The organism is Aeromonas sp. 1805 (genome assembly GCF_013085525.1).
GTDB classification, from domain to species: Bacteria; Pseudomonadota; Gammaproteobacteria; order Enterobacterales; family Aeromonadaceae; genus Aeromonas; species Aeromonas hydrophila.
This window is the reverse complement of record NZ_CP038515.1, coordinates 2,445,001-2,471,171: the sequence shown is the minus strand read 5'-3', so window position 1 is coordinate 2,471,171 and position 26,171 is coordinate 2,445,001. Positions and strand designations below refer to the sequence as shown.

The following is a 26,171-nucleotide window of genomic DNA, read 5'->3' as shown; positions in this document are numbered from 1 at the left end:
GCGGCCTTTTCCTGATCCCAAAAATGAACAAGGGGTATAAAGTGGCACGCACTATTATGCTTATCCCGGTCGGCACTGGTGTCGGCGTAACTTCCGTGAGCCTTGGCGTTGTTCGCGCCATGGAGCGTCACGGTGTCAATGTCAGCTTCTTCAAACCGGTCGCTCAGCCGCGTCCGGGTGAAACCGGTACCGAGCGCTCCACCGCCGTGATCCGCGCCGCTGCCAACATCAACCCGCCCGAGCCGTTCGCCCTCTCCTACGCCGAGAACATGATCACCTCCAGTAACACCGATATCCTGCTGGAAGAGATCGTGGCCCGCTTTGAAGAGCACGTGAAAGCCAGCGGTGCCGAAGTGCTGGTCATCGAAGGCATGGTGCCGACCGACAAGCAGCCGTTTGCCAACAAGCTGAACTACGACGTCGCCAAGGCGCTGGATGCAGACATGGTGTTCGTGACCCATCCGGGCAACGACTCCAGCCAGAAGCTGAAAGAGCGTATCGAGCTGGCCTGCTCCAACTTCGGTGGCGTCAACAACCCCCGTATCGTTGGCTGCGTCATCAACAAGGTGGGTGCACCGGTTGACGAGCATGGCGTGACCCGCCCCGACCTGACCGAGATGTTCGAGGCCCACCACCACACCTCCGACGCCGCCCATAACCTGGAAGTGCTGCAGGTATTCGGCAAGAGCCCGCTGCGCATCCTCGGCTGCATCCCCTGGAATACCCAGCTGATCGCCCCGCGCGCCAAGGATCTCGCCAAGCACCTGGCCGCCAAGATCCTGCACAAGGGTGAGCTGGACAGCCGTCGCCTGCAGACCGTGACCTTCTGTGCCCGCTCCATCCACAACATGATCGAGCACTTCCGTCCGGGCAGCCTGTTGGTGACTTCCGGCGACCGCTCCGACGTCATCGTCTCCGCCTGCCTGTCCGCCATGAACGGCGTCAAGCTGGGTGCCCTGCTGCTGACCGGCAACTACCACCCGGAACCGCAGGTGATGGCGCTGTGCCAACAGGCCATGGCCACCGGCCTGCCGATCATGATCACCGGCACCAACACCTGGCAGACTGCGGTCAGCCTGCAGAACTTCAACGTCGACATTCCGGAAGATGACCGCGAGCGGATCGAGCTGGTGCAAGACTATGTGGCCGGCCACATCGACAAGCACTGGATCGAGTCTCTCTCCGCCAAGTCAACCCGTTCCCGTCGCCTGAGCCCGCCGGCTTTCCGCTACCAGCTGACCGAACTGGCCCGTCAGGCCAACAAGCGCGTCGTGCTGCCGGAAGGGGAAGAGCCGCGGACTATCAAGGCTGCCGCCATCTGTGCCGAGCGCGGCATCGCCCGTCCGGTCCTGCTGGGCAACCCGGAAGAGATCCGTCGCGTTGCCGAACAGCAGGGCGTAGTACTGACCGACCGCGTCGAGATCATCGATCCGGTTGCCGTGCGCGAGCGCTATGTGGCCCGTCTGGTCGAGCTGCGCAAGAACAAGGGCATGACCGAAGTGGTTGCCCGCGAACAGCTGGAAGACAACGTGGTACTGGGTACCATGATGCTGGAGCGCAATGAAGTTGACGGCCTGGTATCCGGCGCGGTGCATACTACTGCCAACACCATCCGTCCGCCGATGCAGATCATCAAGACCGCTCCGGGCTCTTCCCTGATCTCCTCCATCTTCTTCATGCTGCTGCCGGACCAGGTACTGGTCTACGGTGACTGCGCGATCAACCCGGATCCCACTGCCGAGCAGCTGGCCGAGATCGCCATCCAGTCCGCCGACTCCGCTGCCGCCTTCGGCATCGAGCCGCGCGTCGCCATGATCTCCTACTCCACCGGCACCTCCGGCGCCGGCGCCGATGTAGAGAAAGTGCGTGAAGCCACCGAGCTGGCCAAGGCCAAGCGCCCCGACCTCATCATCGATGGCCCGCTGCAGTACGATGCGGCCATCATGGAGAACGTGGCCAAGTCCAAGGCACCGAACTCTCCGGTCGCAGGTAAAGCCACCGTGTTCGTGTTCCCGGACCTGAACACCGGCAACACCACCTACAAGGCGGTACAGCGCTCCGCGGATCTGGTCTCCATCGGCCCGATGCTGCAAGGCATGCGCAAGCCGGTCAACGACCTGTCCCGTGGCGCCCTGGTGGACGACATCGTCTACACCATCGCCCTGACCGGTATCCAGGCAGCCCAGGCCGAGTAATCGACCGAGCTTATCCCTGTTGAAAAACCCGCCGCAAGGCGGGTTTTTTTATGGCTGACGGGCAGATGTTGATCCGCGAGATCAAATCAGGATCCAGCTCGGATCCCGCATTCTCGTTCAGAGCCCAGCCCGACAAGGGCGGCGGGATAAGCAAACGCTCACACCCGCCAGAGTCGATTGCACAATTGCGCCCCAGCCGAGATCAGATCCAAATACTTCTTTAAGATCAGCACACTAACGTCAGACCCACCGCTAATCTACAGACTTTTCCACAGCTTTTGTGGATAGTTTACCGATCATTTGAAAGAAAATGACAGACTCGGCCACTCCCCTGCTCCACCTTGCGCCCATGAAAAAGGGGCTCCGAGGAGCCCCTTTGGACAACAAACCCGCCAGCCACCGGCTCAGGGGCGCAGCGCCTTGTCGGCACGGGATATACCGCAGACACCGGAGCGCACCACTTCGATGATCTCGTTGGTCTGGGCGGCCGTCTTGATGAAGGCATCCAGCTTGTCGCTGGTACCCACCAGCTGCACCGTGTAGAGCTCGGGGGTGACGTCGACGATCTGGCCACGGAAGATATCCGCCAGCCGTTTCAGCTCGTCACGACCACCACCGGCGGCGCGCGCCTTGACCAGCGCGATCTCCCGCTCGATGTGCTCACCCTCGCTCAAGTCGCATACCTTGAGCACGTCCACCAGCTTGTGCAACTGCTTCTGGATCTGCTCCAGCACCCGCTCGTCACCCATGGTGACGATGGTCATGCGCGACAGGGTGGGATCCTCGGTGGGGGCCACCGTCAGGGTCTCGATGTTGTAGCCGCGCTGGGAGAAGAGGCCCACCACCCGGCTCAGGGCACCGGATTCGTTTTCCAGCAGTACTGAAATGATGTGTCTCATCAGGTTCTCTCCGTCTTGCTCAGCCACATCTCGTCCATGGCGCCGAACTTTATCTGCATCGGATAGACGTGCTCATCCGGATCGACCGAGATGTCCATGAACACCAGCCGATCCTTCATGGCGAAGGCCTTCTCCATGGAGCTCTCCAGCTCGGCCGGATCGCTCACCGCGATGCCGACGTGGCCGTAGGCTTCCGCCAGTTTGACGAAGTCCGGCAGCGACTCCATGTAGGAGTGGCTGTGACGGCCGCCGTAGAACATCTTCTGCCACTGCTTGACCATGCCCAGCGCCCGGTTGTTGATGGAGATGATCTTGATGGGCACCCCGTACTGCATGCAGGTGGAGAGCTCCTGAATGTTCATCTGCACCGAACCGTCGCCGGTGACGCAGCAGACCACCGCATCCGGGTTGGCAAACTGGGCGCCCATGGCGGCCGGAATGCCGAACCCCATGGTGCCGAGGCCGCCGGAGTTGATCCACTGGCGCGGCTTGGCAAACGGGTAGTAGAGGGCGGCAAACATCTGGTGCTGGCCCACGTCGGAGGCCACGAACGCCTCCCCCTTGGTCACCTTGTAGAGGGTCTCGATCACCTGCTGCGGCTTGATCAGGGTGGGGTGGGTCTCGTAGGCCAGGCAGTTGCGCGAGCGCCACTGGCCGATCTGGCTCCACCAGTCCGCCAGTACCTGCTTGTCGTTGTCGAAACCACACTCGCGGATCACTTCCAGCATCTGCTCGAGCACGGTTTCCACCGAGCCGACGATGGGCACGTGGGCCTGCACCGTCTTGGAGATGGAGGTGGGATCGATGTCGATGTGAACTATGGTGGCGTTGGGGCAGAACTTGGCCACGTTGTTGGTGACGCGGTCATCGAAACGGGCACCCACGGCGAAGATCAGATCCGCGTTGTGCATGGTCTTGTTCGCTTCGAAGGTGCCGTGCATGCCCAGCATGCCGATGAATTGCGGATGGGTGCCGGAGAAGGCCCCCAACCCCATCAGGGTGGTGGTCACCGGCAGGTTCAACAGCTCCGCCAGCTTGGTCACCAGGTGATCCGCATTGGCATTGATGGCGCCGCCGCCGACGTACATCACCGGGCGCTCGGCCTCCACCAGCAGCTTGGCGGCCCGCTTGATCTGCCCCTTGTGGCCCGACTTGGTCGGATTGTAGGAGCGCAGGGACACCGTCTCGGGATACTGATAGGGAAACTTCTCTTTCGGGTTCTGCACGTCTTTGGGCAGATCCACCACCACCGGCCCCGGGCGGCCGCTGGCAGCAATGTAGTAGGCCTTCTTGATGGCGTCGGGAATGTCGCTGGCCTTCTTGCACAGGAAGCTGTGCTTCACCACCGGGCGGGAGATGCCGATCATGTCGGTCTCTTGGAATGCATCCTCCCCGATCATGCTGGTCGGCACCTGGCCGGACAGGATCACCAGGGGGATGGAGTCCATGTAGGCGGTCGCGATCCCCGTAATGCAGTTGGTGGCGCCAGGACCCGAGGTCACCAGCACAGTGCCCACCTTGCCGGTGGAGCGGGCGTAACCGTCCGCCATGTGCACCGCGGCCTGCTCGTGCCGCACCAGGACATGCTCCATCTTGCCGTTTTCAAAGAGAGCGTCATAGATGTCGAGCACTGAGCCACCAGGGTAGCCGAAAACGTGCTCAACTCCCTGATCTTCCAGCGCTCTAACCACCATCTGGGCGCCTGATAACATCTCCATGATAAAGCCCTCCAGGCTTTGCTCCGTTAAGCGAAAGCTATCGGCAGTCCGCTGCTTCCCGGCACCGCCGGTCCGTGCATTGTTGTTGTCTGAATACGGACCCGGCGAGTTCGGCGCTGTCGATAGTAGAAAAATAGGTTTTTTCCATCATTCACCCGAAAAGCGGGTGAAAAACCAACTTAACCCGCTTGTGAACGCTTGTCCACGGCTTTGTCTGACCAGAACAGTCATAAATTTCAAACAGCTATTAACATTCAGTGACTTGAGAAAAAGGGTGGGGACAATGCGGGGAAGTTGGGGGAATGACCAGCGGATCATGCTGCCACGGCCGCCCTGAATGGAAAAAAATAAGCCCACCGCCTGGGTGGGCCCGCAAGCCTGGCAGGGGATCAGTGATCCTCTTCCGGCTCCGCCAGCCAGATCTGCTGATCCGGATCCGTCTCCTCGCAGACCGAGATACTGACCCCCATGTCCAGCAGCTCGTGCAGGGTGAGATTGTCCGCCAGATTCATGGTGTCGCCGTTTTCATTGGTAAAGCGCATGGTGTCCGTCCTCTCCTTGGTGGGATCCCTCTCAGTCTAGTCAAAGGCGCTCACTTGCGATAACCAACTGCTGTTTAGCGGGCTGCCCCCCTCCAGTTCGCTCAGCCGATCGCACACCTCTTCCGGGAACAGGGTGCGAGCCCACAGCCGGCGGGAGAGCGCCGGCACGCTCTCCTGCGCTCCGTCCGCCAGCCAGCCCGCCAGCTCGCTGGCCACATCGGGGTAGATAATCTGGCCAGGGGCGGCGGCATCCAGCCAGGCCCGCACCGCGTTGGCATCGAGTGCATCCATCAGCCGAGCCAGCCCCATCAGCTCCAGGGTCTTGCTGTTGGTCAGCTGCTCGAACTGGCCCCCAGCGGCTTGACCAGCAGCTTCTTGCCAAGGGAGAGCGCCTCCGAGGCGAGCTCGAAGCCACCGTTGGTGATGACCCCGCGACAGCCGGCCAGCATCTGCTTGAACCCCTCCCTAGCCTGCGGCTCGAACGCTATGTTGCGCCACTGGCTGGCGTTGCGAATGGCCGGATGAAAGCAGACGAAGCGCTGCTGGTTGAAGCGCGACAGCAGGGCTGCGATCGCCTCGGTCTGCTCAAACGGCAGGTAGACCAGGATCTGCTGATTGTCGGGCGCAGGCGGGATGGCGTCTATGATGGGTGGCAGCAAGGGCTGGCCGAAGTGAAACCAGTGCAACCCGAGCGCCTGGCGCACCGGTGCGAAGTGGCGCATCAGCTGACGGTTGAAGCCGCTCTCCCCCCAGCGCGGAATGGGCCAGCCGAAGCTCGCCTGGTGGCTGATGGTGAGACTCGGCTTGCCCCAGCGACGGGCGGCGTGGGCACTGATCGGCTCGAAATCGCTGATGACGAGGTCGTAGTCGCGGCAGTCGAGTGCCCGCATGTCACGCCAGAAGCGCAGCGGCGAGAGCCCCTTGAGGGTTCGCCAGCCCGAGATGGCCCCCTCATGGCTGACAAAGGTGATGCCGGGAAAGACACGATAATCGCCGAACTCGGCCATCTCGAAATAGCCGTCCGCGGGGCGGCCACTGAACAGGTAGTCCACCTCCAGACTACGGGCTCGAAGCGCCCGCGCCAGGGTGCGACTGCGGCTGATGTGACCGTTGCCGGTGCCCTGTACCCCGAACAGGATCCTCATCATTGGCCCCAGCCGAGCGCCAGCAGGGCGCAGCCGCCGCCGAGCAGGGCGCCGGCCACCAGATCGCTCAGATAGTGCACCCCGAGCAGCAGACGGGACGCCCCCACCAGCGCGGCCCAGACAAACAGCAAGGGGGCCCAGAGCGGGAAGCTGGCGGCCAGCACGGTTGCCATCAGAAAGGCGGCGGCAGTGTGACCGGAGGGCAGGCTGTAGCGATCGGAAGGGGTGATGAAGACCGGCAGCCCCACCGGGCGCTGGCGCTTGAGCAGATTTTTCAGCAGCAGGTAGAGCGGCAACTCGAAGGCGAAGGCGAGCAGCGCCAGCTTCACCAGCTCGCGCTCGGCCTCCCCCTGCCACCAGAGCAGGACCGCCAGCACGGCGTAAAGGGGGCCATCACCGGTACGGGAGATGAGCCGGCTGATCCTGGCCTGTGGCCGGTTGTAGGCGTGCAGCAGGCAGATACGGCACACCTGCAGGTCCCATTGCTGGATCTTGTTCATAACCCCTCCTTCCCTGAAGTCTTGGAGCAGACTAGGGCGACGGGGTGACACTTGGTTGAACGTGGGATAACAGATTTATGAAAAAAGGGCCGAATGGCCCTTTTTGCTGTCTAGGTGGCAAATGATCAGTTCAGAGTGCCGCGCAGACCGTTTTCCATCAGACGGCAGTTGTGATCCGCCAGGCGGGCCATGAAGTGTTCATCCACGGTCAGGCCGAACACCTGCTCGTAGAGATCCTTCATCACGAACGGCTGCCACATCATGCTGAGGAAGGAGATCTTCAGCATCTCGGGATCCAGGTTGTCACCCAGTTCGCCGTTGTTCTTCATGGACTCCAGCAAGGCATCGAACTGGGGCAGCTGACGTTCCAGCAGGCGGTTCAGCACAAAATCCCGACCAGGGCTTTTCTCGGTCGATAATGCGCTGGAGATGGCGGAGGTCAGCTCGCTGTTGGGTGCCATTACCTGATAGTAGGTGTTGAGCAGGTCGTTGAGGCTGCGATTGCCGGCCTCATCGTGCCAGGCTTGGTCCAGCGGCTCGGCCACATCGCCCAGCACCGCCTTGTAGAGACCCTCTTTGCTGCCGAAGTAGTAGTGGATCATCGCCAGATTGGAGCCAGCCAGCTCGGCGATCTCACGGGTCGTCACCTTACTGTAGGGGGTGTTGAGAAAACGCTCACGGGCGGCAGAGAGCAACTTGTCACGAATGTCAGAACGTCCGACCGGACGACCAGGTCTACGTTTTTCCATTTAATACCTCGGATAATTCAGCAAAAACTGACAAGTCGATCTGATTGCACAGATGATCGAGTACAGCAGGAATGACCAGATAATCGTGCAAGGGCCGAATATGGGACAAGTAAATTTGCACTCCTTTACAATCCGATTAAATAAACCAGCGAAATGAACCGGGTCTGCGCGGTTGACACAGCATAAAAATCTCGATATTGGTAAAAGCGTTATCGACTGGAAGGATTGATTCATCATGCGTATTGCCGCTCCGCTACTACTAATCTCCCTAATCGCGACCAGTCGCGCGGGATCCTTGTAGCCGGGCTCAGGCATAGCCGGAATTTACAAAAACCCGTGCACCCTGCACGGGTTTTTTTATGCCAACGCAGGATGCACGTCACCGAACTTAGGAAGAGGGAAGTCACATGTCAGATCGGGTCATCATATTCGACACCACCCTGCGCGATGGTGAGCAGGCCCTGGCGGCCAGCTTGACGGTCAAGGAGAAGCTGCAGATCGCCCAGGCGCTGGAGCGGCTCGGTGTCGACGTCATGGAGGTGGGGTTCCCGGTCTCCTCCCCCGGCGACTTTCAATCGGTGCAGACCATCGCCCGCCACATCAAGCAGAGCCGGGTCTGTGCCCTCGCCCGCGCCCTGCCCAAGGACATCGACGCCGCCGGCGAAGCACTGCGGGTCGCCGAAGCCTTTCGCATCCACACCTTCATCTCCACCTCCTCCATCCACGTCGAGAGCAAGCTGAAGAAGAGCTTCGAAGACGTGCTGGAGATGGGGGTCAGCGCCATCAAGCATGCCCGCCGCTACACCGACGACGTGGAGTTCTCCTGCGAGGATGCGGGCCGCACCCCGATAGACAACCTGTGCCGCATGGTGGAAGCCGCCATCAAGGCCGGTGCCCGCACCATCAATATTCCCGATACCGTCGGCTACACGGTACCGACCGAGTTCTCCGGCATCATCCAGACCCTGTTCAACCGGGTACCCAACATCGATCAGGCCATCATCTCGGTGCACTGCCACGACGATCTGGGCCTCTCGGTGGCCAACTCCATCGGCGCCGTGCAGATGGGGGCCCGCCAGATCGAGTGCACCATCAACGGCATCGGCGAGCGGGCCGGCAACTGCTCGCTGGAAGAGGTGGCGATGATCCTGAAGACCCGCGCCGACCTGCTCGGGGTGCACACCAACATCCGCCACAGCGAAATTCATCGCACCAGCGCCCTGGTCAGCCAGCTCTGCAACATGCCGGTGCAGCCCAACAAGGCCATCGTCGGGGCCAACGCCTTCTCCCACAGCTCCGGCATCCATCAGGATGGCGTGCTCAAGGCGAAAAACACCTACGAAATCATCACCCCGGAAAGCATCGGCCTCACCCAGAACAACCTCAACATGACCTCCCGCTCCGGCCGCCACGTCATCAAGCACCGGATGGAGTCCATGGGCTACGCCGAGAGCAGTTACGACCTCGACGATCTCTACGGCAAATTCCTCACCCTGGCCGACAAGAAGGGGCAGGTGTTCGATTACGATCTGGAGGCCCTCGCCTTCTTCAGCCAGATCCACGAAGAGCCGGAGCACTTCAAGCTGGAGTACCTCGGCGTGCAGAGCGGCAGCTCGGTGATGGCCACCGCCTCGGTGAAATTGAAGGTGGGCCAGGAGATCGTCAGCGAAGCCGCCACCGGCAACGGCCCGGTGGACGCGGTCTACCAGTGCATCAACCGCATCACCGGCTACGAAATCAGCATCGACAAGTACGAACTCAAGGGCAAGGGGGAAGGCAAGAACGCCCTCGGCCAGGTCGACATAGTCGCACAGTACAAGGGCCGCAAATTCCATGGCATGGGCCTGGCCACCGACATCATAGAGTCTTCCGCCCAGGCGTTGATCCACGTGATCAACAGCATCTGGCGCGCCGATCAGGTGGCCGAACAGATGGAACGCAACGTCGCAAAAACAGACAAGATCAATACGGAGAGCGTGTGAGTATGAGCAGTTATCGGATCGCAGTATTGCCGGGTGACGGCATTGGCCCGGAAGTGATGGCAGAGGCCGTCAAGGTGCTGGAAAAGGTGCAGGCCAGATTCGGCTTCACCCTCGACTACGAGCGCCATGACGTCGGCGGCATCGCCATCGACAACCACGGCACCCCGCTGCCCCAGAGCACCATTGCTGGCTGCGAGGCGGCCGACGCCGTGCTGTTCGGCTCGGTGGGCGGCCCCAAGTGGGAGCACCTGCCCCCCAACGATCAGCCGGAGCGCGGCGCCCTGCTGCCCCTGCGCGCCCACTTCAAGCTGTTCTGCAACCTGCGTCCGGCCCGCATCTATACAGGCCTCGAGCAGTTCTCGCCGCTGCGGGCCGACATCTCGGATCGCGGTTTTGACATCGCCTGCGTGCGCGAGCTGACCGGCGGCATCTACTTCGGTCAGCCCAAGGGGCGTGAAGGGGAAGGCCCCACCGAGAAGGCATTCGACACCGAGGTATACCATCGCTTCGAGATCGAGCGCATCGCCAAGATAGCCTTCGAATCCGCCCGCGTGCGCAAGGCCAAGGTCACCTCCATCGACAAGGCCAACGTGCTCGCCTCCTCCATCCTGTGGCGCGAAGTGGTGACCGAAGTCGCCAAGTCCTATCCGGACGTGGCGCTCAATCACATGTACATCGACAACGCCACCATGCAGCTCATCAAGGATCCGTCCCAGTTCGACGTGCTGCTCTGTTCCAATTTGTTCGGTGACATCCTCTCCGACGAGTGCGCCATGATCACCGGCTCCATGGGGCTGCTCCCCTCCGCCAGCCTCAACGAGTCGGGCTTCGGTCTGTTCGAGCCGGCCGGTGGCTCGGCCCCGGATATCGCCGGCAAGGGTATTGCCAACCCCATCGCCCAGATCCTCTCCGCCGCCCTGATGCTGCGCTACAGCCTGGGCCAGGAAGCCGCCGCCCAGGCCATCGAGCAGGCCGTGGCCCAGACCCTGGCCGAGGGTTACTTCACCGCCGACCTGCATCAGGCCAACGCCCGTCACCCGGTGCAGAGCACGGCCGAGATGGGCAGCCAGATCGCCGCGCGCATCTGACCCCACGGCATCGATAACAAGGAAACCGAGCAATGGCCAAGACCCTCTATCAGAAAGTATTCGACGCCCACGTGGTCCGGGAAGTGGAAGGGGAGACGCCCCTCATCTACATCGACCGCCACCTGGTGCATGAAGTGACCAGCCCGCAGGCATTCGACGGCCTGCGCGCCATGAACCGCCAGCTGCGCCGCCCGGACCTGACCTGGGCCACCATGGATCACAACGTCTCCACCACCACCAAGGACATCGCCGCCTCCGGCGAGATGGCCCGCATCCAGATGGAAACGCTGGCCGTCAACTGCAAGGAGTTCGGGGTCCGTCTGTATGACCTGAACCACAAATACCAGGGTATCGTCCACGTGATGGGCCCCGAGCTCGGCATCACCCTGCCCGGCACCACCATCGTCTGCGGCGACTCACACACCGCCACCCACGGCGCCTTCGGCTCGCTGGCGTTCGGCATCGGCACCTCCGAAGTGGAGCATGTGATGGCCACCCAGACCCTGAAACAGGGCCGCGCCAAGACCATGCGCATTTCGGTCAACGGCAAACTGGCCGCAGGTATCAGCGCCAAAGACGTGGTGCTGGCCATCATCGGCCGGGTCGGCCACGCCGGCGGTACCGGCTATGTGGTGGAGTTCGCTGGCGAGGCCATCGAAGGGCTCACCATGGAAGGGCGCATGACGGTGTGCAACATGGCCATCGAGCTTGGCGCCAAGGCGGGGATGATCGCCCCCGACCAGACCACCATCGACTACATCCGTGGCAAGGAGTTCGCTCCCAAGGGCGAGACGTTGGAACAGGCCATCACCTACTGGCAGAGCCTCAAGAGCGACGAAGGGGCCCGTTTCGATGCCGAGGTAGTGCTCGACGCCGCCGACATCGCCCCGCAGGTCACCTGGGGCACCAATCCGGGTCAGGTGATCGCCGTCAATGAACCCATTCCGGCGCCGGAATCCTTCAGCGACCTGATGGAGCAGCAGTCCGCCCGCAAGGCGCTCGCCTACATGGACCTGCAGCCTGGCCAGAAGCTCTCCGATGTTGCCATCGACAAGGTGTTCATCGGGTCGTGCACCAACAGCCGCATCGAGGATCTGCGCGCCGCCGCCGCCATCGCCCGTGGTCGCAAGGTCGCCGCTGGCGTGCAGGCGCTGGTGGTGCCGGGCTCCGAACAGGTGAAGGCCCAGGCCGAAGCCGAGGGGCTCGACAAGATCTTCATCGAGGCTGGCTTTGAGTGGCGCCTGCCCGGCTGCTCCATGTGTCTCGCCATGAACAACGACCGGCTGCAACCGGGGGAGCGCTGCGCCTCCACCAGCAACCGCAACTTTGAAGGGCGCCAGGGCCGCGCCGGCCGCACCCATCTGGTGAGCCCGGCCATGGCCGCCGCCGCCGCCGTTACCGGCCGCTTCGCCGACATTCGTGCGTTGTAATTACGAGGAGAACAAGATGACAGGCTTCAAACAGCATAAAGGGATCGTCGTCCCCCTCGACAGCGCCAACGTCGACACCGACGCCATCATTCCCAAGCAGTTTCTGCAGAAGGTCAACCGCATCGGTTTTGGCAAGCACCTGTTCCACGACTGGCGCTTCCTGGACGATGCAGGGGAGCAGCCCAACCCCGAGTTCGTGCTCAACCAGCCGCAGTTTGCCGGTGCCAGCATCCTGCTGGCCCGCGAGAACTTCGGTTGTGGCTCGAGCCGTGAGCACGCCCCCTGGGCGCTGGCGGACTACGGCTTCAAGACCATCATTGCCCCGAGCTTCGCCGATATCTTCTATGGCAACGCCATCAACAACGGCATGGTGCCGGTGCGCCTGAAGGAGGAGGAGGTCGAGGCCCTGTTCCAGCTGGTTGCCGCCCAGCCGGGCATCGAGATCGAAGTGGATCTGGAGGCCAATCAGGTGCGCGCAGGTAGCCTCTGCTTCGGCTTCGAGATCGACGAGTTCCGCCGTTACTGCCTGCTCAACGGGCTCGATGCCATCGGCCTGACCCTGCAGCACGAAGCCGCCATCAGCGCCTTCGAGGCGAAGCAGCCCAGCTGGATTTGACCCATCAGGTGCCATAAAACGAGTAGAATCAACAGGGAGCCGCGGCTCCCTGTTTTATTGTCAGGCCAGGCTACACGCATGGCCGGCCACTTCTGCCTGCCCGACGGGACACTCGAATGAAAATGACGATCGCCCTCCCCCTGCTCTGCAGCCTCTGGCTGGCGCTGCCGCTCTGTGCCGGGCAGACCTATTTCAACAGCAGCGGCGGGCAGCTCAACGTCGGCTGGCAGGACAAGGACGGCAAGGCACAGCAGCTCACCTATCGGCTGGAAGCGGGCAAGTTGCCGCCGCTCATCGCCTATCGGCCGGCCCGCATGCAGGAGGACGTGCTGCAGAGCCTGCTGCAACAGGGGATGGCCGAGTTCCCTACCGTGCAGTTTGCCCTCTCTCGCCCCCAGATGGAGCTCAAGATCAAGGGACGCCAGCCCGAGCAGGTCAACAAGGCCATGAGCTGGCTCACCCAGCAACGGGACAAGCTGGAAGCCGAGTGGCTCAAGCAGCACTACTTCCAACCCTTCACCGCCCCCGACGGCGCCGCCGCCATCAAGCAGGACCATGTGCGCATCGCGCTGGAGAGTCGTAGCGAACTGGCGCCGCTGGCAGAGCAGCTCAGGCAACAGGGCAGCACCGAGACCGAAGCCCGCCAGAAGACGGTGGCCCATATGCTCGACTTCGTGCAGTCCATCCCCTATCAGCTGCTCGACAGCCAGTCGGGGCGCCAGGGGAAGGGCTTTTTAAGCCCGCGCCAGGTGCTGGAGCAGAACCAGGGCGACTGCGACAGCAAGGTGACCCTGATGGCCGCCATGCTGGCCCAGCTTTTTCCCGAATTGAAACAGGCCATGGTGTTCGTGCCGGGTCATGCCCTGCTGGGAGTGGCGCTGCCAGCCAAGCCGGGTGAGGCCACCCTGAACCGGGAAGGGGAAACCTATCTGCTGATGGAGCCCACCGGCCCGGCCCAGTTGGCAATGGGCCAGCTGGCGCCCACCAGCAAGACCCTCATCGACAGCAAGCAGCTGAGCGTACAACCGGTTCGCGCGGATAAATAGCGCCGCCCGTCGGAGTCGTCGTGAAAACAAGGGGAAATACGCCAGAATGAAATCGACCAGCGCGGGGCTGGTCGATACATGACGAAGGGTGTGACAGGCCGGTCAGGCGAGGGCCTGGAACTCGATGGCCAGCAGCAGTCCATCCTCTTCTTCCAGCACGCGGATGATGCGGGCCTGCGCCTCGAAGGGGGGCAGCAGGTTGTTGTTGGTGGCCAGGCTCACCCGGATGGGTTGGCTCACATCGAGCTGATGCTCGGCGACGGCGATCCCCATGCCGTTGGCGCTGAGATCCCGGCAGACCCCTTCCAGTACCTGCTGTTGCTGAAAGATGGTGACGGGGGCATTGATTATCATGCGCTGGAAGGCGCGTCTTTCCTTGGTGCTGGTGATCACGCGAACATCCTCTGTTGTCTGACGCCGTCTCGCTGGCCCGCAGGAACAATTGTGCTGGCCTCCCCCCAAGAACGTTAATACAATGCGGTTCGTTTCTCAAACGGGGTGCGGTTTACCGCTGAGATTATACCCGTGAACCTGATCCAGATAATGCTGGCGGAGGAATTTGAGGCATGGCGCTCATTTTTTGCGCCCTCATCCGCTGGCACCTCATTGCTAAGGGAGTGCCGCTCATGAAAACCCTGCTGCTGGTCGCCACCAGCCTGCTCAGTGCCCAGGCCTTCGCGGCCGACACCCTCACCGTCTACACCTACAACTCCTTCACCGCCGAGTGGGGACCCGGTCCCAAGATCAAGCAGGCCTTCGAGAAGGAGTGCGGCTGCACCCTCAAACTGGTGCCGCTTGAAGATGGTGTGGCCATCCTCAACCGGCTGCGGCTGGAAGGCAAACACAGCAAGGCCGATCTGGTGCTGGGGCTGGACGATGCGCTCGTCAGCGAAGCCAAACAGAGCGGCCTGTTTGCCCCCCACGGCAGCAAGCTGGACGGGGTCAAGGTGCCGGGCGGCTGGCAGGACGATACTTTCGTCCCCTATGACTACGGCTACTTCGCCTTCGTCTACGACCAGAGCAAGCTCAAGAACCCGCCCAAGAGCCTAAAAGAGCTGGTAGAGCGCCCCGATCTCAAGGTGATCTATCAGGATCCGCGCACCTCCACCCCGGGTCAGGGGCTGATGCTGTGGATGAAGTCGGTCTACGGGGATGAGGCACCTGCCGCCTGGGCGCAACTGGCCAAGAAGACGGTCACCGTCACCAAGGGCTGGTCCGAGGCCTACGGCATGTTCCTCGATGGCGAGGCGGACATGGTACTCTCCTACACCAGCTCCCCGGCCTATCACCTGATTGCCGAGAACAAGCCGCAGTATCAGGCTGCAGCGTTTGAGGAGGGTCATTACCGCCAGGTGGAAGTGGCCGCCAAGCTCAGCAGCGCCACCCAGGGCAAGCTGGCGGATAAGTTCCTGCAGTTCATGACAAGCCCCGCGTTCCAGAACGAGATGGCCACCGGCAACTGGATGTATCCGGTGATCGACACACCGCTACCCAAGGGCTTCGAGCAGATGATCGCCGTAGCTAAGCCGCTCGCCTTCAGCAGCGATGAGGTGGCCGCCAACCGCAAGAACTGGATCCGCGAGTGGCTGCAAGCCGTCACCCAGTGAGCCCTATCTTCGCCAGAGCGCAGGCTCGCCCCCTCTGGTGGTTGCCGGGCAGTGCCGCCACCCTGATCATCCTGCTGCTCTCCCTGGGGCCGCTGGCGGCCCTGCTGTGGCAGGCCGGGGCGCTGGCGCCCCGCACCCTGCTGGCCGACCCCTACCTGCGCCACGTGCTGGGCTTCAGCCTCTGGCAGGCGCTGCTCTCCACCCTGCTGAGCCTGGGGTTGGCCATTCCGGTGGCCCGCGCGCTGGCGCGGCGCCGCTTCATCGGCCGCCGTCTGCTGCTCAAACTGTTCGGCCTCTCGCTGGTATTACCGGTCATCATCGCCATCTTCGGCATCGTCGCGGTACACGGCAAGCAGGGCTGGTTACCGCAGCTGCTGCACGGGCTGGGGCTCGCCCCCGGCAATTACCTTTATGGCCTGCTCGGCATCTTGCTGGCCCACGTCTTCTTCAACATGCCGCTGGCGGCACGCCTGCTGCTGCAGAGCATAGAGAGCATTCCCGAGTCCTCCTGGCGCCTCGCCAGCCAGCTCGGCATGCGCTCCTCCCATATTTTCCGGCTGCTGGAGTGGCCGCTGATCCGGGCCCAGTTGCCAGGCCTGGCCAGCCTCATCTTCATGCTCTGCTTTACCAGCTTCACCACAGTGTTGGCGCTCGGGGGCGGCCCCAAATCCACCACTCTGGAGGTGGCCGTCTATCAAGCGCTGCGCTTTGACTTCGATCTCGCCACCGCCGGCGGGCTGGCACTGGTGCAACTGATCCTCACCGCGGGTCTGCTGATGCTGCAACACAAGCTACAGAGCAGCCCGGCCAGCCGGATCAGCGCTCGCCGACCCTGTCTGCGCCCGGACCGTCATCAGCCGGGAACCGGTCTGGCGGATGCCCTCGCCCTCGGGATCGGACTGGCAGTATTCCTGCCCCCCTTGCTGGCCATCGTGGTTGCAGGCCTCAACCCCGGCCTGCCGGGTGCACTGACCTCAAGCAAGTTGTGGCTGGCCAGCGGCCAGTCGCTGCTGATCGCGCTGGCGGCAGGCAGCCTGGCTACCCTGCTCGGCAGTGCGCTGCTGCTCACCAGCCGTCACCTGCGCGTGCGGGATCGCAAGCGGCGGGCCGCCGCCCTGTGGGAGGCCAGCGGCTCGGTGATCCTGATGATCCCGGCAGTGGTCCTCTCCACCGGCCTGTTCATCCTGTTCATGCCGTTCGCCGACGTGTTCACCCTCGGCCCCTGGCTGGTGGTGCTGGTCAACGCCTTGATGGCGCTGCCCTATGTGCTGCGTACCCTCTCCACCCCCATGCAGCTGGTGGTGCGCCAGTACGACCGGCTGGCCGACAGCCTGGGGGTACGCGGACTACATCGCCTGCGGCTGGTGGAGTGGCCCCTGCTGCGCCGCCCGCTGGCCCAGGCGGCCGCGCTCTCGATGATCCTGTCACTGGGGGATCTCGGCGCCATCGCCATGTTCGGCAGCCAGGAGCTAACTACCCTGCCCTGGCTGCTCTATCAGCAGCTCGGCAGCTACCGGTTGACCGAGGCGGCCGCCACCGCCCTGCTGCTGCTGATCCTCTGTTTCTCGCTGTTCTGGCTGATTGAACGTGGCCTGGGAGGCAAGCATGCCGATCACTGAAGCACACGCCCCAACCGTTTATTCGGCCGCTCCGGTTGGTCGAGCTGCCCCTTGGAGAAGAGAACATGCTGAATATTGATCAGCTGGTCACCAGCTACCCGGACTGGCGCGTCAGCTTCAGCGCCACCCTGCCCAAGGGGGAGATCACCGCGCTCATCGGCCCGAGTGGTGCAGGCAAGTCGACCCTGCTCGGCATGATCGCCGGTTTCGTGCCGATAGAGTCCGGTACCCTCGACTTCGATGGCGAGGATCTGCTGCCGCTGGGCCCGGCCGCGCGGCCGGTCACCACCCTGTTTCAGGATCACAACCTGTTCCTGCATCTGTCGGTGTTCGACAACATCGCCATCGGCCTGCACCCCGGCCTGCGCCTGAATGCAACCCAACGGGCTCAGGTGAAAGATGCCGCGAGCCGGGTCGGCCTCGGCGAGATGCTAACCCGGCTGCCGGAACAGCTCTCCGGCGGCCAGCAACAGCGGGTCGGACTGGCCCGCGCCCTGGTGCGGGGCAAGCCGCTGCTGCTGCTGGATGAACCCTTCTCGGCGCTCGATCCGGCCCTGCGCCGGGAGATGCTGGCGGAGGTGGCGAGGCTCGCCTGCGAGCAGGGCATTACCGTGCTGATGGTCTCTCACAACCCGGAGGATGCCCAGCTCATCGCCGATCAAGTGCTGTTCATCGACGAGGGGCGCATCGCCCTGCAGGGTACGCCGGATATCCTGCACAACAGCGATCACCCCGGGTTGTTGCGCTATCTTGGCCGCGGCCGCGCGCAGGAGAAATAACCGACGACGGGATCAAAAAAGGGAAGCCGCTTGGCTTCCCTTTTTCATACGAAGATAGACAGTCAAATCAGAGGTTTTCCTCGGCGAAGGAGGCGAGCTTGCTGCGTACCACCCCGTTCAGGAAGATGTTGGCACTGCCGTCGAAGTCCTTGAACCGCTCGACGATGTAGGTCAGCCCCGAGGTCACCGGGCTCAGGTAGTTGGAGTCGATCTGGGCCAGGTTGCCAGAGCAGACGATCTTGGTGCCCTCGCCGCAGCGGGTGATGATGGTCTTGATCTGGGACGCGGTCAGGTTCTGGCACTCGTCCAGCAGCACGAAGGTGTTCTGGATGCTGCGCCCACGCATGAAGTTGACCGATTTGAACTGGATGTTGGCCTTCTCCATGATGTAGCTGAGGGACCCGCTCATGTTCTCGTCCTGCTTGTGCAATACCTCCAGAGTGTCGGTCACCGCCGCCAGCCAGGGCATCATCTTCTCCTCCTCGGTGCCAGGCAGGAAGCCGATGCTCTCGGCGATTTCCGGAGTGTTGCGGGTGACGATCACCTTCTCGTAGATCCCCTTCTCGATCACCAGCTCCAGCGCGGCAGCCATGGCCAGCAGGGTTTTGCCGCAACCCGCCGGGCCGGTCAGGATCACCAGATCGATGTGCGGATCGAGCAGCGCATCGAGCGCCATCCCCTGATAGACGTTCTTGGGATGTACCCCCCACGCCTTGCGGGACATCAGCCGCTCGCGCCCCAGATCCTTGATGCGGATCTTCTGGTTGTCGTGGCTGAGCACCCGGGCGGCGAAGAAGTTCTCTTCATCGATCAGGTACTGGTTGACGTGAATGCCCTCCAGCAGGTTGGCATCGATGACGTGAACGGTATCGCGGCCATGGGTCTCGCTGTCGCACTCGCCGACCCGCTCCCAGAAGCTGCCGGGCACCACCTGAAAGCCCTTGGCCAGCAGGCGGATGTCGTCGATCAGCTGATCGCTGCGGTAATCCTCGACGTGGGCAAGCCCGGCGCCCTTGGCCTTGAGCCGCATGTTGATGTCTTTGGTGACCAGCACCACCTGACGTTTCAACTCGTGCTTTTGCAGGTAGAGGGCCGCGTTGATGATGCGGTTGTCGGCCTCCTTGTCGGTGAACACCTCGGCATCCTGCGGCAGATGATGGTCACTGAAGATGGAGATGTGACCGCTCGCCTCACCGGCCAGCGCTACCCCCTGTGCAATCTGTTCCGGCGTTGCATCGCGAAATACATCCTCCAGCGCCCGGATGGCCACCCGCGCATCACGGCTGACGTCCTTGTGGCGATCCTTGATGTTGTCGAGCTCTTCCAGCACCGTCATGGGGATGAGCACGTCGTGCTCTTTGAAGGAGTAGATGGCGAGGGGTTCGTGAAGCAGAACGTTGGTATCCAGGATAAACAGCTTTCGGTCCGTGTTGTCCATAAGCATCCTCCTTGGCACTGAAGGTGCCACGTGTGTGAATCTCAGATGTCATTGAAACCACACGGCCGTGACAGTTTTATTACCCCCAACGCTACGCCCGATTTTACTATCGCGCAACAAATCGCGTGTGCTGCCAGTGCGTTCGAACAGAAAAGCAGCAATGAAAAAGGCCGGCACCAAGGCCGGCCTGTTGTCTGCACTCAATCACTCAACCGCACTTGGAATCGCCGCAGTTAAGGCAGGTCATGCAGCCATCCTTCTGCACCAGCGCCTTGCTGTGGCACTTGTAGCAAAGCGCTGCACCGGGTGGGAAGCCGCTGCCGGCCTGCTGCTCGTCGGCCTGTTGCCGGGCTTGCAGCTCGGCCTGCTTGTCGGCCAGGAACGCCTGCTGGTGTTCATCCAGCCCAGCCACCTTGAGCATGCCGATCTCGGTGAGATGGGTTTCGATCACGTTGCCAATTTCGGCGATAAGCGAGGGTACGTACTTGCCCTTGTTCCAGTAGCCCCCCTTGGGATCGAACACCGAGCGCAGCTCCTCCACCAGAAAGGTGACGTCTCCCCCTTTGCGAAACACCGCCGAGATGATGCGGGTCAGCGCCACGATCCACTGATAGTGCTCCAGGCTTTTCGAATTGATGAAGATCTCGAACGGGCGGCGAGTCTCGTGCACCGTCCCCTCGTTGAGAATGATGTCGTTGATGGTGATGAACAGCGAGTGCTCGGAGACATGCTCCGGCGTCTTCAGCTTGTAGGTGGTGCCCATCAACCGCTCCGGCCGCAACACCGTCTCGTGCATGTGAACCACATCATCCTGCACAGGGGGTTGCTGCGGTTCATCCCGGGTTTTCACCTGGTAGGCGACGATTTTCCTGTCGATTTTCTTGACCATGCGCTCGTCCTCAGAATTTACCGTAATAGCCTTCTTTCAAGGCATCGTAGAGGTTGGCTGCGGTATGCAGCTCCCCATCGTATTCGATCTCCTCGTTTCCTTTCGCCGTGACGACCGAGCCATCCTCCAGGGTGAACTCGTAGAGGGTGTTCTCCAGATCCTGCTCCTTCACCAGCACCCCCTGGAAGGCTGCCGGGTTGAACCGGAAGGTGGTGCAACCCTTGAGCCCCGAATCCGACGCATAGAGATAGATGTCCTTGAACTGCTCGAACGGAAAATCGGTCGGCACGTTGGCCGTCTTGGAGATGGAGGAGTCGATCCAGCGCTGGGCCGCCGCCTGAATGTCTACGTGCTGGGCCGGGCTGATGTCGTCGGCGGTGATGAAGTAATCCGGCAACCGGGTCGCCTCATCCTCGGCATAAGGCATGGCAGCCGGATTGACCAGCTCGCGGTAGGCCAGCAGCTCATAGGAGTAGACGTCCACGCTCTCCTTGCTCTTCTTGCCCGGCTTGATGACATTGCGACTGTAGTGATGGGCAAAGCTCGGCTCGATGCCGTTGCTGGCGTTGTTGGCCAGCGACAGCGAAATGGTGCCGGTCGGTGCAATGCTGCTGTGGTGGGTGAAACGCCCCCCCACCTCGGCCAGTTCGGCAACCAGGGCGGGATCCACCTCGGCCACCTGCTGCATGTAGCGGCTGTAGCGGGCGTGCAGCACCTTGCCCTTCACCTTGTCACCGAGCTTGATGCCGTCTGCCGCCATCTCGGGACGCAGCCGCAGCAGCTTGCCGGTCACCTCGAACTCCTGCTCCATGATGGGGGCCGGGCCTTTCTCCTTCGCCAAGGCCAGGGACTCGCGCCAGCCGGTCATGGCCAGCTCCTGAGATACCTGCTTGGTAAAGGCGACGGCGGCAGCAGAACCGTATTTTATCCGCAGCATGGTGAGGGCCGAGCCGAGGCCGAGGAAGCCCATGCCATGACGGCGTTTGCTGATGATCTCCTCACGCTGCCTGGCAAGCGGCAGCTGGTTGATCTCCACCACGTTGTCCAGCATGCGGGTAAAGATGGCCACTACCTTGCGAAACGCGGACCAGTCGAAGGCGGCCTGTTCGGTGAAAGGGTCGCGCACGAACCGGGTCAGGTTGACCGAACCCAGCAGGCAGGCGCCATAGGGGGCAGAGGCTGCTCACCGCAGGGGTTGGTGGCGCGGATCTCCTCGCAGAACCAGTTGTTGTTCATCTGGTTGACCTTGTCGATCAGGATGAAACCGGGCTCCGCATAGTCATAGGTGGAGGTCATGATGACGTTCCACAGCTTGCGTGCCGGCAGGGTCTTGTAGACCTTGCAGGCGACCTGCCCCAGCTCGTTGAACACCACCTCTTCCCTGTTCGGCCAGTCGGCCCAGAACACCTGAGCCGGATCGTCCAGCGCTATGCCGTCCTGCTCCACCTCCTTGGCGGTGTAGGGGAAGATTAGCTGCCAGGGGGCATCCTCTTTCACCGCCTTGACGAACTCTTCGGTGATGAGCAGAGAGAGGTTGAACTGGCGCAGACGGCCATCCTCCCGCTTGGCCTGGATAAACTCGACCACATCGGGGTGACGGATATCCATGGTACCCATCTGGGCGCCGCGACGACCACCGGCTGACGAGACGGTGAAACACATCTTGTCGTAGATATCCATGAAGGAGAGCGGGCCCGAGGTATAGGCCCCGGCACCGGAGACAAAGGCCCCGCGCGGACGCAGGGTTGAAAAATCATAGCCGATGCCACAACCGGCTTTCAGGGTCAGTCCCGCTTCATGCACCTTGCCGAGGATATCGTCCATTGAATCCTCGATGGTGCCGGAGACGGTGCAGTTGATGGTCGAGGTCGCCGGCTTGTGCTCGAAGGCTCCCGCATTGGAAGTGATGCGTCCCGCCGGGATGGCCCCGTTGCGCAGCGCCCACAGGAAGGGCTCATACCAGACGTCTGGCTGCGACTCCTGGCCAGCCAGGGCACGAGCGACCCGCTGGTAGGTTTCATCGATCGTGCCATCAATGGGGACGCCATCCTTGCTCTTGAGACGATACTTGCTATCCCAGATCTCGAAGGAAGTGTCCTGCAGGGGGATCAGGCGATAAGCGCTCTCACTCTCCTGCACCGGGTTGGATTTAGCCATGTTCAATCAACCTCATGTGAATGGAACAACGTCACGACAGTAGCAACAAACACAACCAATAGCGAATAAACAAAATAAAAACACTATATGTAGTGTTTTTAATGACAAGAGAGCCTTCTCATCCTAAAAAAACGCCCCGGCCAGCAGTGTGCTGGGCCGGGGCATTGAACCGATTTATCGCCCGGGAAACGTGCTTCCCGGTCCAGATCAGGGTTTCTTGACGTACACGGTCGGGGTATCGCCCGCCATGTTCAGATAGAACTCATAGACGCCATCCGCATCCGGCGAGAACTTCATGTCTTCATACTTGGAGCAGGGATTGACCGGCACGGCTTCACCGCCCAGCACGGCAACGCCGTCACTCGGGCTCTTGTAGCCAAAGTTGGTGCCACAGCTCCAGCCGGAGTCGGCGAACTTGAACTTGTAGGGAGCCCACTCTTTCTTGAGCGTTCCCTTGGCCATGTAGAGCTTGTCGGCCACCTTGACCACCTTGCTCGCATCGGTTGCCATCCAGTCGTTCATCTCCCCACGCAGGTAGATGGACTTGCCACCGAAATCGCTGTTGTCCGCAGCCGCTTGTTCAGCGCCACCGTGAGATGCGCAACCGCCTAATACCAGGGTTCCCGCCGCCAGCATCATCGTTACTGTTCTTTTGAACATGTGTCCATTCCTCAGATTATTGTGATTCCTTGGCCCATCAAACGTGGGCAGACGAATTAAAGCAGAGCGGGCATCACAAGAAAGGTAGAGGCATCACATTCTGTGCTTTTTCTGTTCAGCAATTGAATTGATGAACAAATATCAGCCAGACAAGAAGCAGACCATATAGGAAACGGGGTCAGGAAAGATGATCTTGAACGATCAGATAAACGGGGTTCAGAGAGGAAAAAGCTGAATTTCTAGAAATAAAAAACCCCGCTCAAATGAGCGGGGTTTCTCGTGTTGGGTGCCTGGCAGTGTCCTACTCTCGCATGGCGAATGCCACACTACCATCGGCGCTACCGCGTTTCACTTCTGAGTTCGGCAAGGGTTCAGGTGGTTCCACGGCGCTATGGCCGCCAGGCAAATTCTTCAATCTAAGAAAGCTGATGTAAGTAGTTTCGTATTTGTCACAAGGCTCGAAACACTTCTTGGGTGTTGTATGGTTAAGCCTCACGGGTAATTAGTATGGGTTAGCTCAACACGTCGCCGCGCTTACACACCCCACCTATCAACGTTGTGGTCTCCAACGGCCCTTTAGGACCCTCAAGGGGTCAGGGATGACTCATCTCAGGGCTCGCTTCCCGCTTAGATGCTTTCAGCGGTTATCGATTCCGAACTTAGCTACCGGGCAGTGCCACTGGCGTGACAACCCGAACACCAGAGGTTCGTTCACTCCGGTCCTCTCGTACTAGGAGCAACTCCCTTCAATCATCCAACGCCCACGGCAGATAGGGACCGAACTGTCTCACGACGTTCTGAACCCAGCTCGCGTACCACTTTAAATGGCGAACAGCCATACCCTTGGGACCGACTTCAGCCCCAGGATGTGATGAGCCGACATCGAGGTGCCAAACACCGCCGTCGATATGAACTCTTGGGCGGTATCAGCCTGTTATCCCCGGAGTACCTTTTATCCGTTGAGCGATGGCCCTTCCATTCAGAACCACCGGATCACTATGACCTACTTTCGTACCTGCTCGACCTGTCCGTCTCGCAGTTAAGCTGGCTTATGCCATTGCACTAACCTCCTGATGTCCGACCAGGATTAGCCAACCTTCGTGCTCCTCCGTTACTCTTTGGGAGGAGACCGCCCCAGTCAAACTACCCACCAGGCACTGTCCGCGACCCGGATTCACGGGCCTGCGTTAGAACATCAAACATACAAGGGTGGTATTTCAAGGACGGCTCCAGCGCAACTGGCGTCACGCCTTCAAAGCCTCCCACCTATCCTACACATGTAGGTTCAATGTTCAGTGCCAAGCTGTAGTAAAGGTTCACGGGGTCTTTCCGTCTAGCCGCGGGTACACCGCATCTTCACGGCGAATTCGATTTCACTGAGTCTCGGGTGGAGACAGCATGGCCATGGTTACACCATTCGTGCAGGTCGGAACTTACCCGACAAGGAATTTCGCTACCTTAGGACCGTTATAGTTACGGCCGCCGTTTACCGGGGCTTCGATCAAGAGCTTCGCTTGCGCTAACCCCATCAATTAACCTTCCGGCACCGGGCAGGTGTCACACCCTATACGTCCACTTTCGTGTTTGCAGAGTGCTGTGTTTTTGATAAACAGTCCCAGCCATCTGGTCACTGCGACTCCCAACTGCTCCATCCGCAAGGGACTTCACTGTCAAGAGCGAACCTTCTCCCGAAGTTACGGTTCTATTTTGCCTAGTTCCTTCACCCGAGTTCTCTCAAGCGCCTTGGTATTCTCTACCCGACCACCTGTGTCGGTTTGGGGTACGATGACTTGTAATCTGAAGCTTAGAGGCTTTTCCTGGAAGCAGGGCATCAATGGCTTCCGCACCGTAGTGCGTTCGTCTCGTGTCTCAGTGTTGTGTCTCCGGATTTGCCTAGAAACACCACCTACGCACTTTCACCAGGACAACCGTCGCCTGGCCCACCTAGCCTTCTCCGTCCCCCCATCGCAATTACAAGTCGTGCAGGAATATTAACCTGCTTCCCATCGACTACGCCTTTCGGCCTCGCCTTAGGGGTCGACTCACCCTGCCCCGATTAACGTTGGACAGGAACCCTTGGTCTTCCGGCGAGGAGGCTTTTCACCCCCTTTATCGTTACTTACGTCAGCATTCGCACTTCTGATATCTCCAGCATGCCTCTCGACACACCTTCGCAGACTTACAGAACGCTCCCCTACCACTCACACTTAGTGTGAATCCGCGGCTTCGGTGCCTGGTTTGAGCCCCGTTACATCTTCCGCGCAGGCCGACTCGACTAGTGAGCTATTACGCTTTCTTTAAATGATGGCTGCTTCTAAGCCAACATCCTAGCTGTCTGAGCCTTCCCACATCGTTTCCCACTTAACCAGAACTTTGGGACCTTAGCCGGCGGTCTGGGTTGTTTCCCTCTTCACGACGGACGTTAGCACCCGCCGTGTGTCTCCCGGATATTACTTACTGGTATTCGGAGTTTGCATGGGGTTGGTAAGTCGGGATGACCCCCTAGCCCAAACAGTGCTCTACCCCCAGTAGTATTCGTCCGAGGCGCTACCTAAATAGCTTTCGGGGAGAACCAGCTATCTCCGAGTTTGATTGGCCTTTCACCCCCAGCCACAGGTCATCCCCTAACTTTGCAACGTTAGTGGGTTCGGTCCTCCAGTTGATGTTACTCAACCTTCAACCTGCCCATGGCTAGATCACCCGGTTTCGGGTCTACACCTTGCAACTAGACGCCCAGTTAAGACTCGGTTTCCCTACGGCTCCCCTATACGGTTAACCTCGCTACAAAATGTAAGTCGCTGACCCATTATACAAAAGGTACGCAGTCACCCCGAAGGGCTCCCACTGCTTGTACGTACACGGTTTCAGGTTCTATTTCACTCCCCTCACAGGGGTTCTTTTCGCCTTTCCCTCACGGTACTGGTTCACTATCGGTCAGTCAGGAGTATTTAGCCTTGGAGGATGGTCCCCCCATATTCAGACAGGATGTCACGTGTCCCGCCCTACTCGATTTCACATCAAGGTTGTTTTCGTGTACGGGGCTATCACCCTGTATCGCCGGCCTTTCCAGGACCGTTCCACTAACTTCCAAGATGCTTAAGGGCTAATCCCC

Annotated in this window: 18 protein-coding genes, 2 rRNA genes, 2 pseudogenes and 1 riboswitch (1 of these 23 running past the window's edge); of the genes and pseudogenes, 9 read left to right on the top strand and 13 right to left on the bottom strand. The window is 60.9% G+C overall.

The features are described from left to right. Nucleotides 1–23: 23 nt before the first annotated feature. A complete protein-coding gene (gene pta, locus E5E96_RS11705; RefSeq protein WP_017410280.1) occupies nucleotides 24–2,195 on the top strand; it encodes a phosphate acetyltransferase in 2,172 nt (723 codons plus the stop codon). A gap of 404 nt (nucleotides 2,196–2,599) precedes the next feature. Here pta and ilvN read toward each other — a convergent pair whose 3' ends face one another. The 6 genes and pseudogenes from ilvN to E5E96_RS11675 all read right to left on the bottom strand — a co-directional run bounded on the left by ilvN (nucleotide 2,600) and on the right by E5E96_RS11675 (nucleotide 7,748). Further along, nucleotides 2,600–3,094 (bottom strand): acetolactate synthase small subunit, encoded by a 495-nt coding sequence (gene ilvN, locus E5E96_RS11700; RefSeq protein ID WP_011704829.1) that lies wholly within the window; start codon nucleotides 3,092–3,094, stop codon nucleotides 2,600–2,602. Then, complete coding sequence (locus E5E96_RS11695) at nucleotides 3,094–4,812, bottom strand: acetolactate synthase 3 large subunit (RefSeq protein WP_171282199.1); 1,719 nt, start codon at nucleotides 4,810–4,812, stop codon at nucleotides 3,094–3,096. Before E5E96_RS11695 ends, ilvN begins: the two co-directional genes overlap by 1 nt. Before the next feature lie 389 nt (nucleotides 4,813–5,201). Then, nucleotides 5,202–5,354: a hypothetical protein gene (locus E5E96_RS11690; protein WP_011704826.1), complete on the bottom strand. Its 153-nt coding sequence runs from the start codon at nucleotides 5,352–5,354 to the stop codon at nucleotides 5,202–5,204. Nucleotides 5,355–5,390: 36 nt separating this feature from the next. Next, nucleotides 5,391–6,499, bottom strand: a pseudogene (locus E5E96_RS11685) (MJ1255/VC2487 family glycosyltransferase). Beyond that, nucleotides 6,499–6,999: a phosphatase PAP2 family protein gene (locus E5E96_RS11680; RefSeq protein ID WP_171282198.1), complete on the bottom strand. Its 501-nt coding sequence runs from the start codon at nucleotides 6,997–6,999 to the stop codon at nucleotides 6,499–6,501. The pseudogene E5E96_RS11685 and the gene E5E96_RS11680 overlap by 1 nt, the downstream one beginning before the upstream one ends. A gap of 125 nt (nucleotides 7,000–7,124) precedes the next feature. Further along, on the bottom strand, nucleotides 7,125–7,748 hold the full coding sequence (locus E5E96_RS11675; protein ID WP_011704823.1) for a TetR/AcrR family transcriptional regulator: 624 nt from the start codon (nucleotides 7,746–7,748) through the stop codon (nucleotides 7,125–7,127). A 407-nt stretch (nucleotides 7,749–8,155) separates the two neighbouring features. Between E5E96_RS11675 and leuA the strand changes: the two genes are divergently transcribed. From leuA to E5E96_RS11650, 5 genes are all read left to right on the top strand, one after another. Then, nucleotides 8,156–9,730 (top strand): 2-isopropylmalate synthase, encoded by a 1,575-nt coding sequence (gene leuA, locus E5E96_RS11670; protein WP_011704822.1) that lies wholly within the window; start codon nucleotides 8,156–8,158, stop codon nucleotides 9,728–9,730. Nucleotides 9,731–9,732: 2 nt separating this feature from the next. Beyond that, nucleotides 9,733–10,818 (top strand): 3-isopropylmalate dehydrogenase, encoded by a 1,086-nt coding sequence (leuB, locus tag E5E96_RS11665; protein ID WP_216368084.1) that lies wholly within the window; start codon nucleotides 9,733–9,735, stop codon nucleotides 10,816–10,818. Nucleotides 10,819–10,850: 32 nt separating this feature from the next. After that, entirely contained in the window at nucleotides 10,851–12,248 is a 1,398-nt protein-coding gene (leuC, locus tag E5E96_RS11660) for a 3-isopropylmalate dehydratase large subunit (protein ID WP_171282196.1), read from the top strand. Nucleotides 12,249–12,264: 16 nt separating this feature from the next. Further along, nucleotides 12,265–12,864: a 3-isopropylmalate dehydratase small subunit gene (leuD, locus tag E5E96_RS11655; protein WP_171282195.1), complete on the top strand. Its 600-nt coding sequence runs from the start codon at nucleotides 12,265–12,267 to the stop codon at nucleotides 12,862–12,864. A 116-nt stretch (nucleotides 12,865–12,980) separates the two neighbouring features. Then, a complete protein-coding gene (locus E5E96_RS11650; protein WP_171282194.1) occupies nucleotides 12,981–13,910 on the top strand; it encodes a transglutaminase domain-containing protein in 930 nt (309 codons plus the stop codon). Nucleotides 13,911–14,012: 102 nt separating this feature from the next. Here the strand turns inward: E5E96_RS11650 and E5E96_RS11645 are convergent, their stop codons facing one another. Further along, nucleotides 14,013–14,303 carry a PilZ domain-containing protein gene (locus tag E5E96_RS11645; RefSeq protein ID WP_017410271.1) on the bottom strand — a complete coding sequence of 97 codons (291 nt, stop codon included), beginning with the start codon at nucleotides 14,301–14,303 and terminating at the stop codon, nucleotides 14,013–14,015. Nucleotides 14,304–14,394: 91 nt separating this feature from the next. Further along, nucleotides 14,395–14,485, top strand: a riboswitch (TPP riboswitch). Nucleotides 14,486–14,536: 51 nt separating this feature from the next. Here E5E96_RS11645 and thiB point away from each other — a divergent pair. The 3 genes from thiB (at nucleotide 14,537) to thiQ (ending at nucleotide 17,915) form a co-directional block, all read left to right on the top strand. Further along, on the top strand, nucleotides 14,537–15,517 hold the full coding sequence (gene thiB / locus E5E96_RS11640; protein ID WP_171282193.1) for a thiamine ABC transporter substrate binding subunit: 981 nt from the start codon (nucleotides 14,537–14,539) through the stop codon (nucleotides 15,515–15,517). Further along, entirely contained in the window at nucleotides 15,514–17,136 is a 1,623-nt protein-coding gene (gene thiP / locus E5E96_RS11635; RefSeq protein WP_171283229.1) for a thiamine/thiamine pyrophosphate ABC transporter permease, read from the top strand. The genes thiB and thiP overlap by 4 nt, the downstream gene beginning before the upstream one ends. A 65-nt stretch (nucleotides 17,137–17,201) precedes the next feature. Beyond that, a complete protein-coding gene (gene thiQ, locus E5E96_RS11630) occupies nucleotides 17,202–17,915 on the top strand; it encodes a thiamine ABC transporter ATP-binding protein (protein ID WP_171282192.1) in 714 nt (237 codons plus the stop codon). Nucleotides 17,916–17,982: 67 nt separating this feature from the next. Here the strand turns inward: thiQ and E5E96_RS11625 are convergent, their stop codons facing one another. The 6 genes and pseudogenes from E5E96_RS11625 to E5E96_RS11600 all read right to left on the bottom strand — a co-directional run. Further along, on the bottom strand, nucleotides 17,983–19,353 hold the full coding sequence (locus E5E96_RS11625) for a PhoH family protein (protein ID WP_017410267.1): 1,371 nt from the start codon (nucleotides 19,351–19,353) through the stop codon (nucleotides 17,983–17,985). 208 nt (nucleotides 19,354–19,561) lie between these two features. Continuing rightward, nucleotides 19,562–20,242, bottom strand: coding sequence for an NrdJb (locus E5E96_RS11620; protein WP_017410266.1), 681 nt, complete (start codon nucleotides 20,240–20,242; stop codon nucleotides 19,562–19,564). Nucleotides 20,243–20,252: 10 nt separating this feature from the next. Then, nucleotides 20,253–22,399: pseudogene (locus E5E96_RS11615) on the bottom strand (adenosylcobalamin-dependent ribonucleoside-diphosphate reductase). Nucleotides 22,400–22,606: 207 nt separating this feature from the next. Continuing rightward, nucleotides 22,607–23,059, bottom strand: coding sequence for a pullulanase (locus E5E96_RS11610; protein WP_011704809.1), 453 nt, complete (start codon nucleotides 23,057–23,059; stop codon nucleotides 22,607–22,609). 288 nt (nucleotides 23,060–23,347) lie between these two features. Then, nucleotides 23,348–23,462: ribosomal RNA gene (gene rrf, locus E5E96_RS11605) — 5S ribosomal RNA — on the bottom strand. Nucleotides 23,463–23,540: 78 nt separating this feature from the next. Beyond that, nucleotides 23,541–26,171 (bottom strand): 23S ribosomal RNA (locus E5E96_RS11600) (it continues 258 nt past the right edge of the window).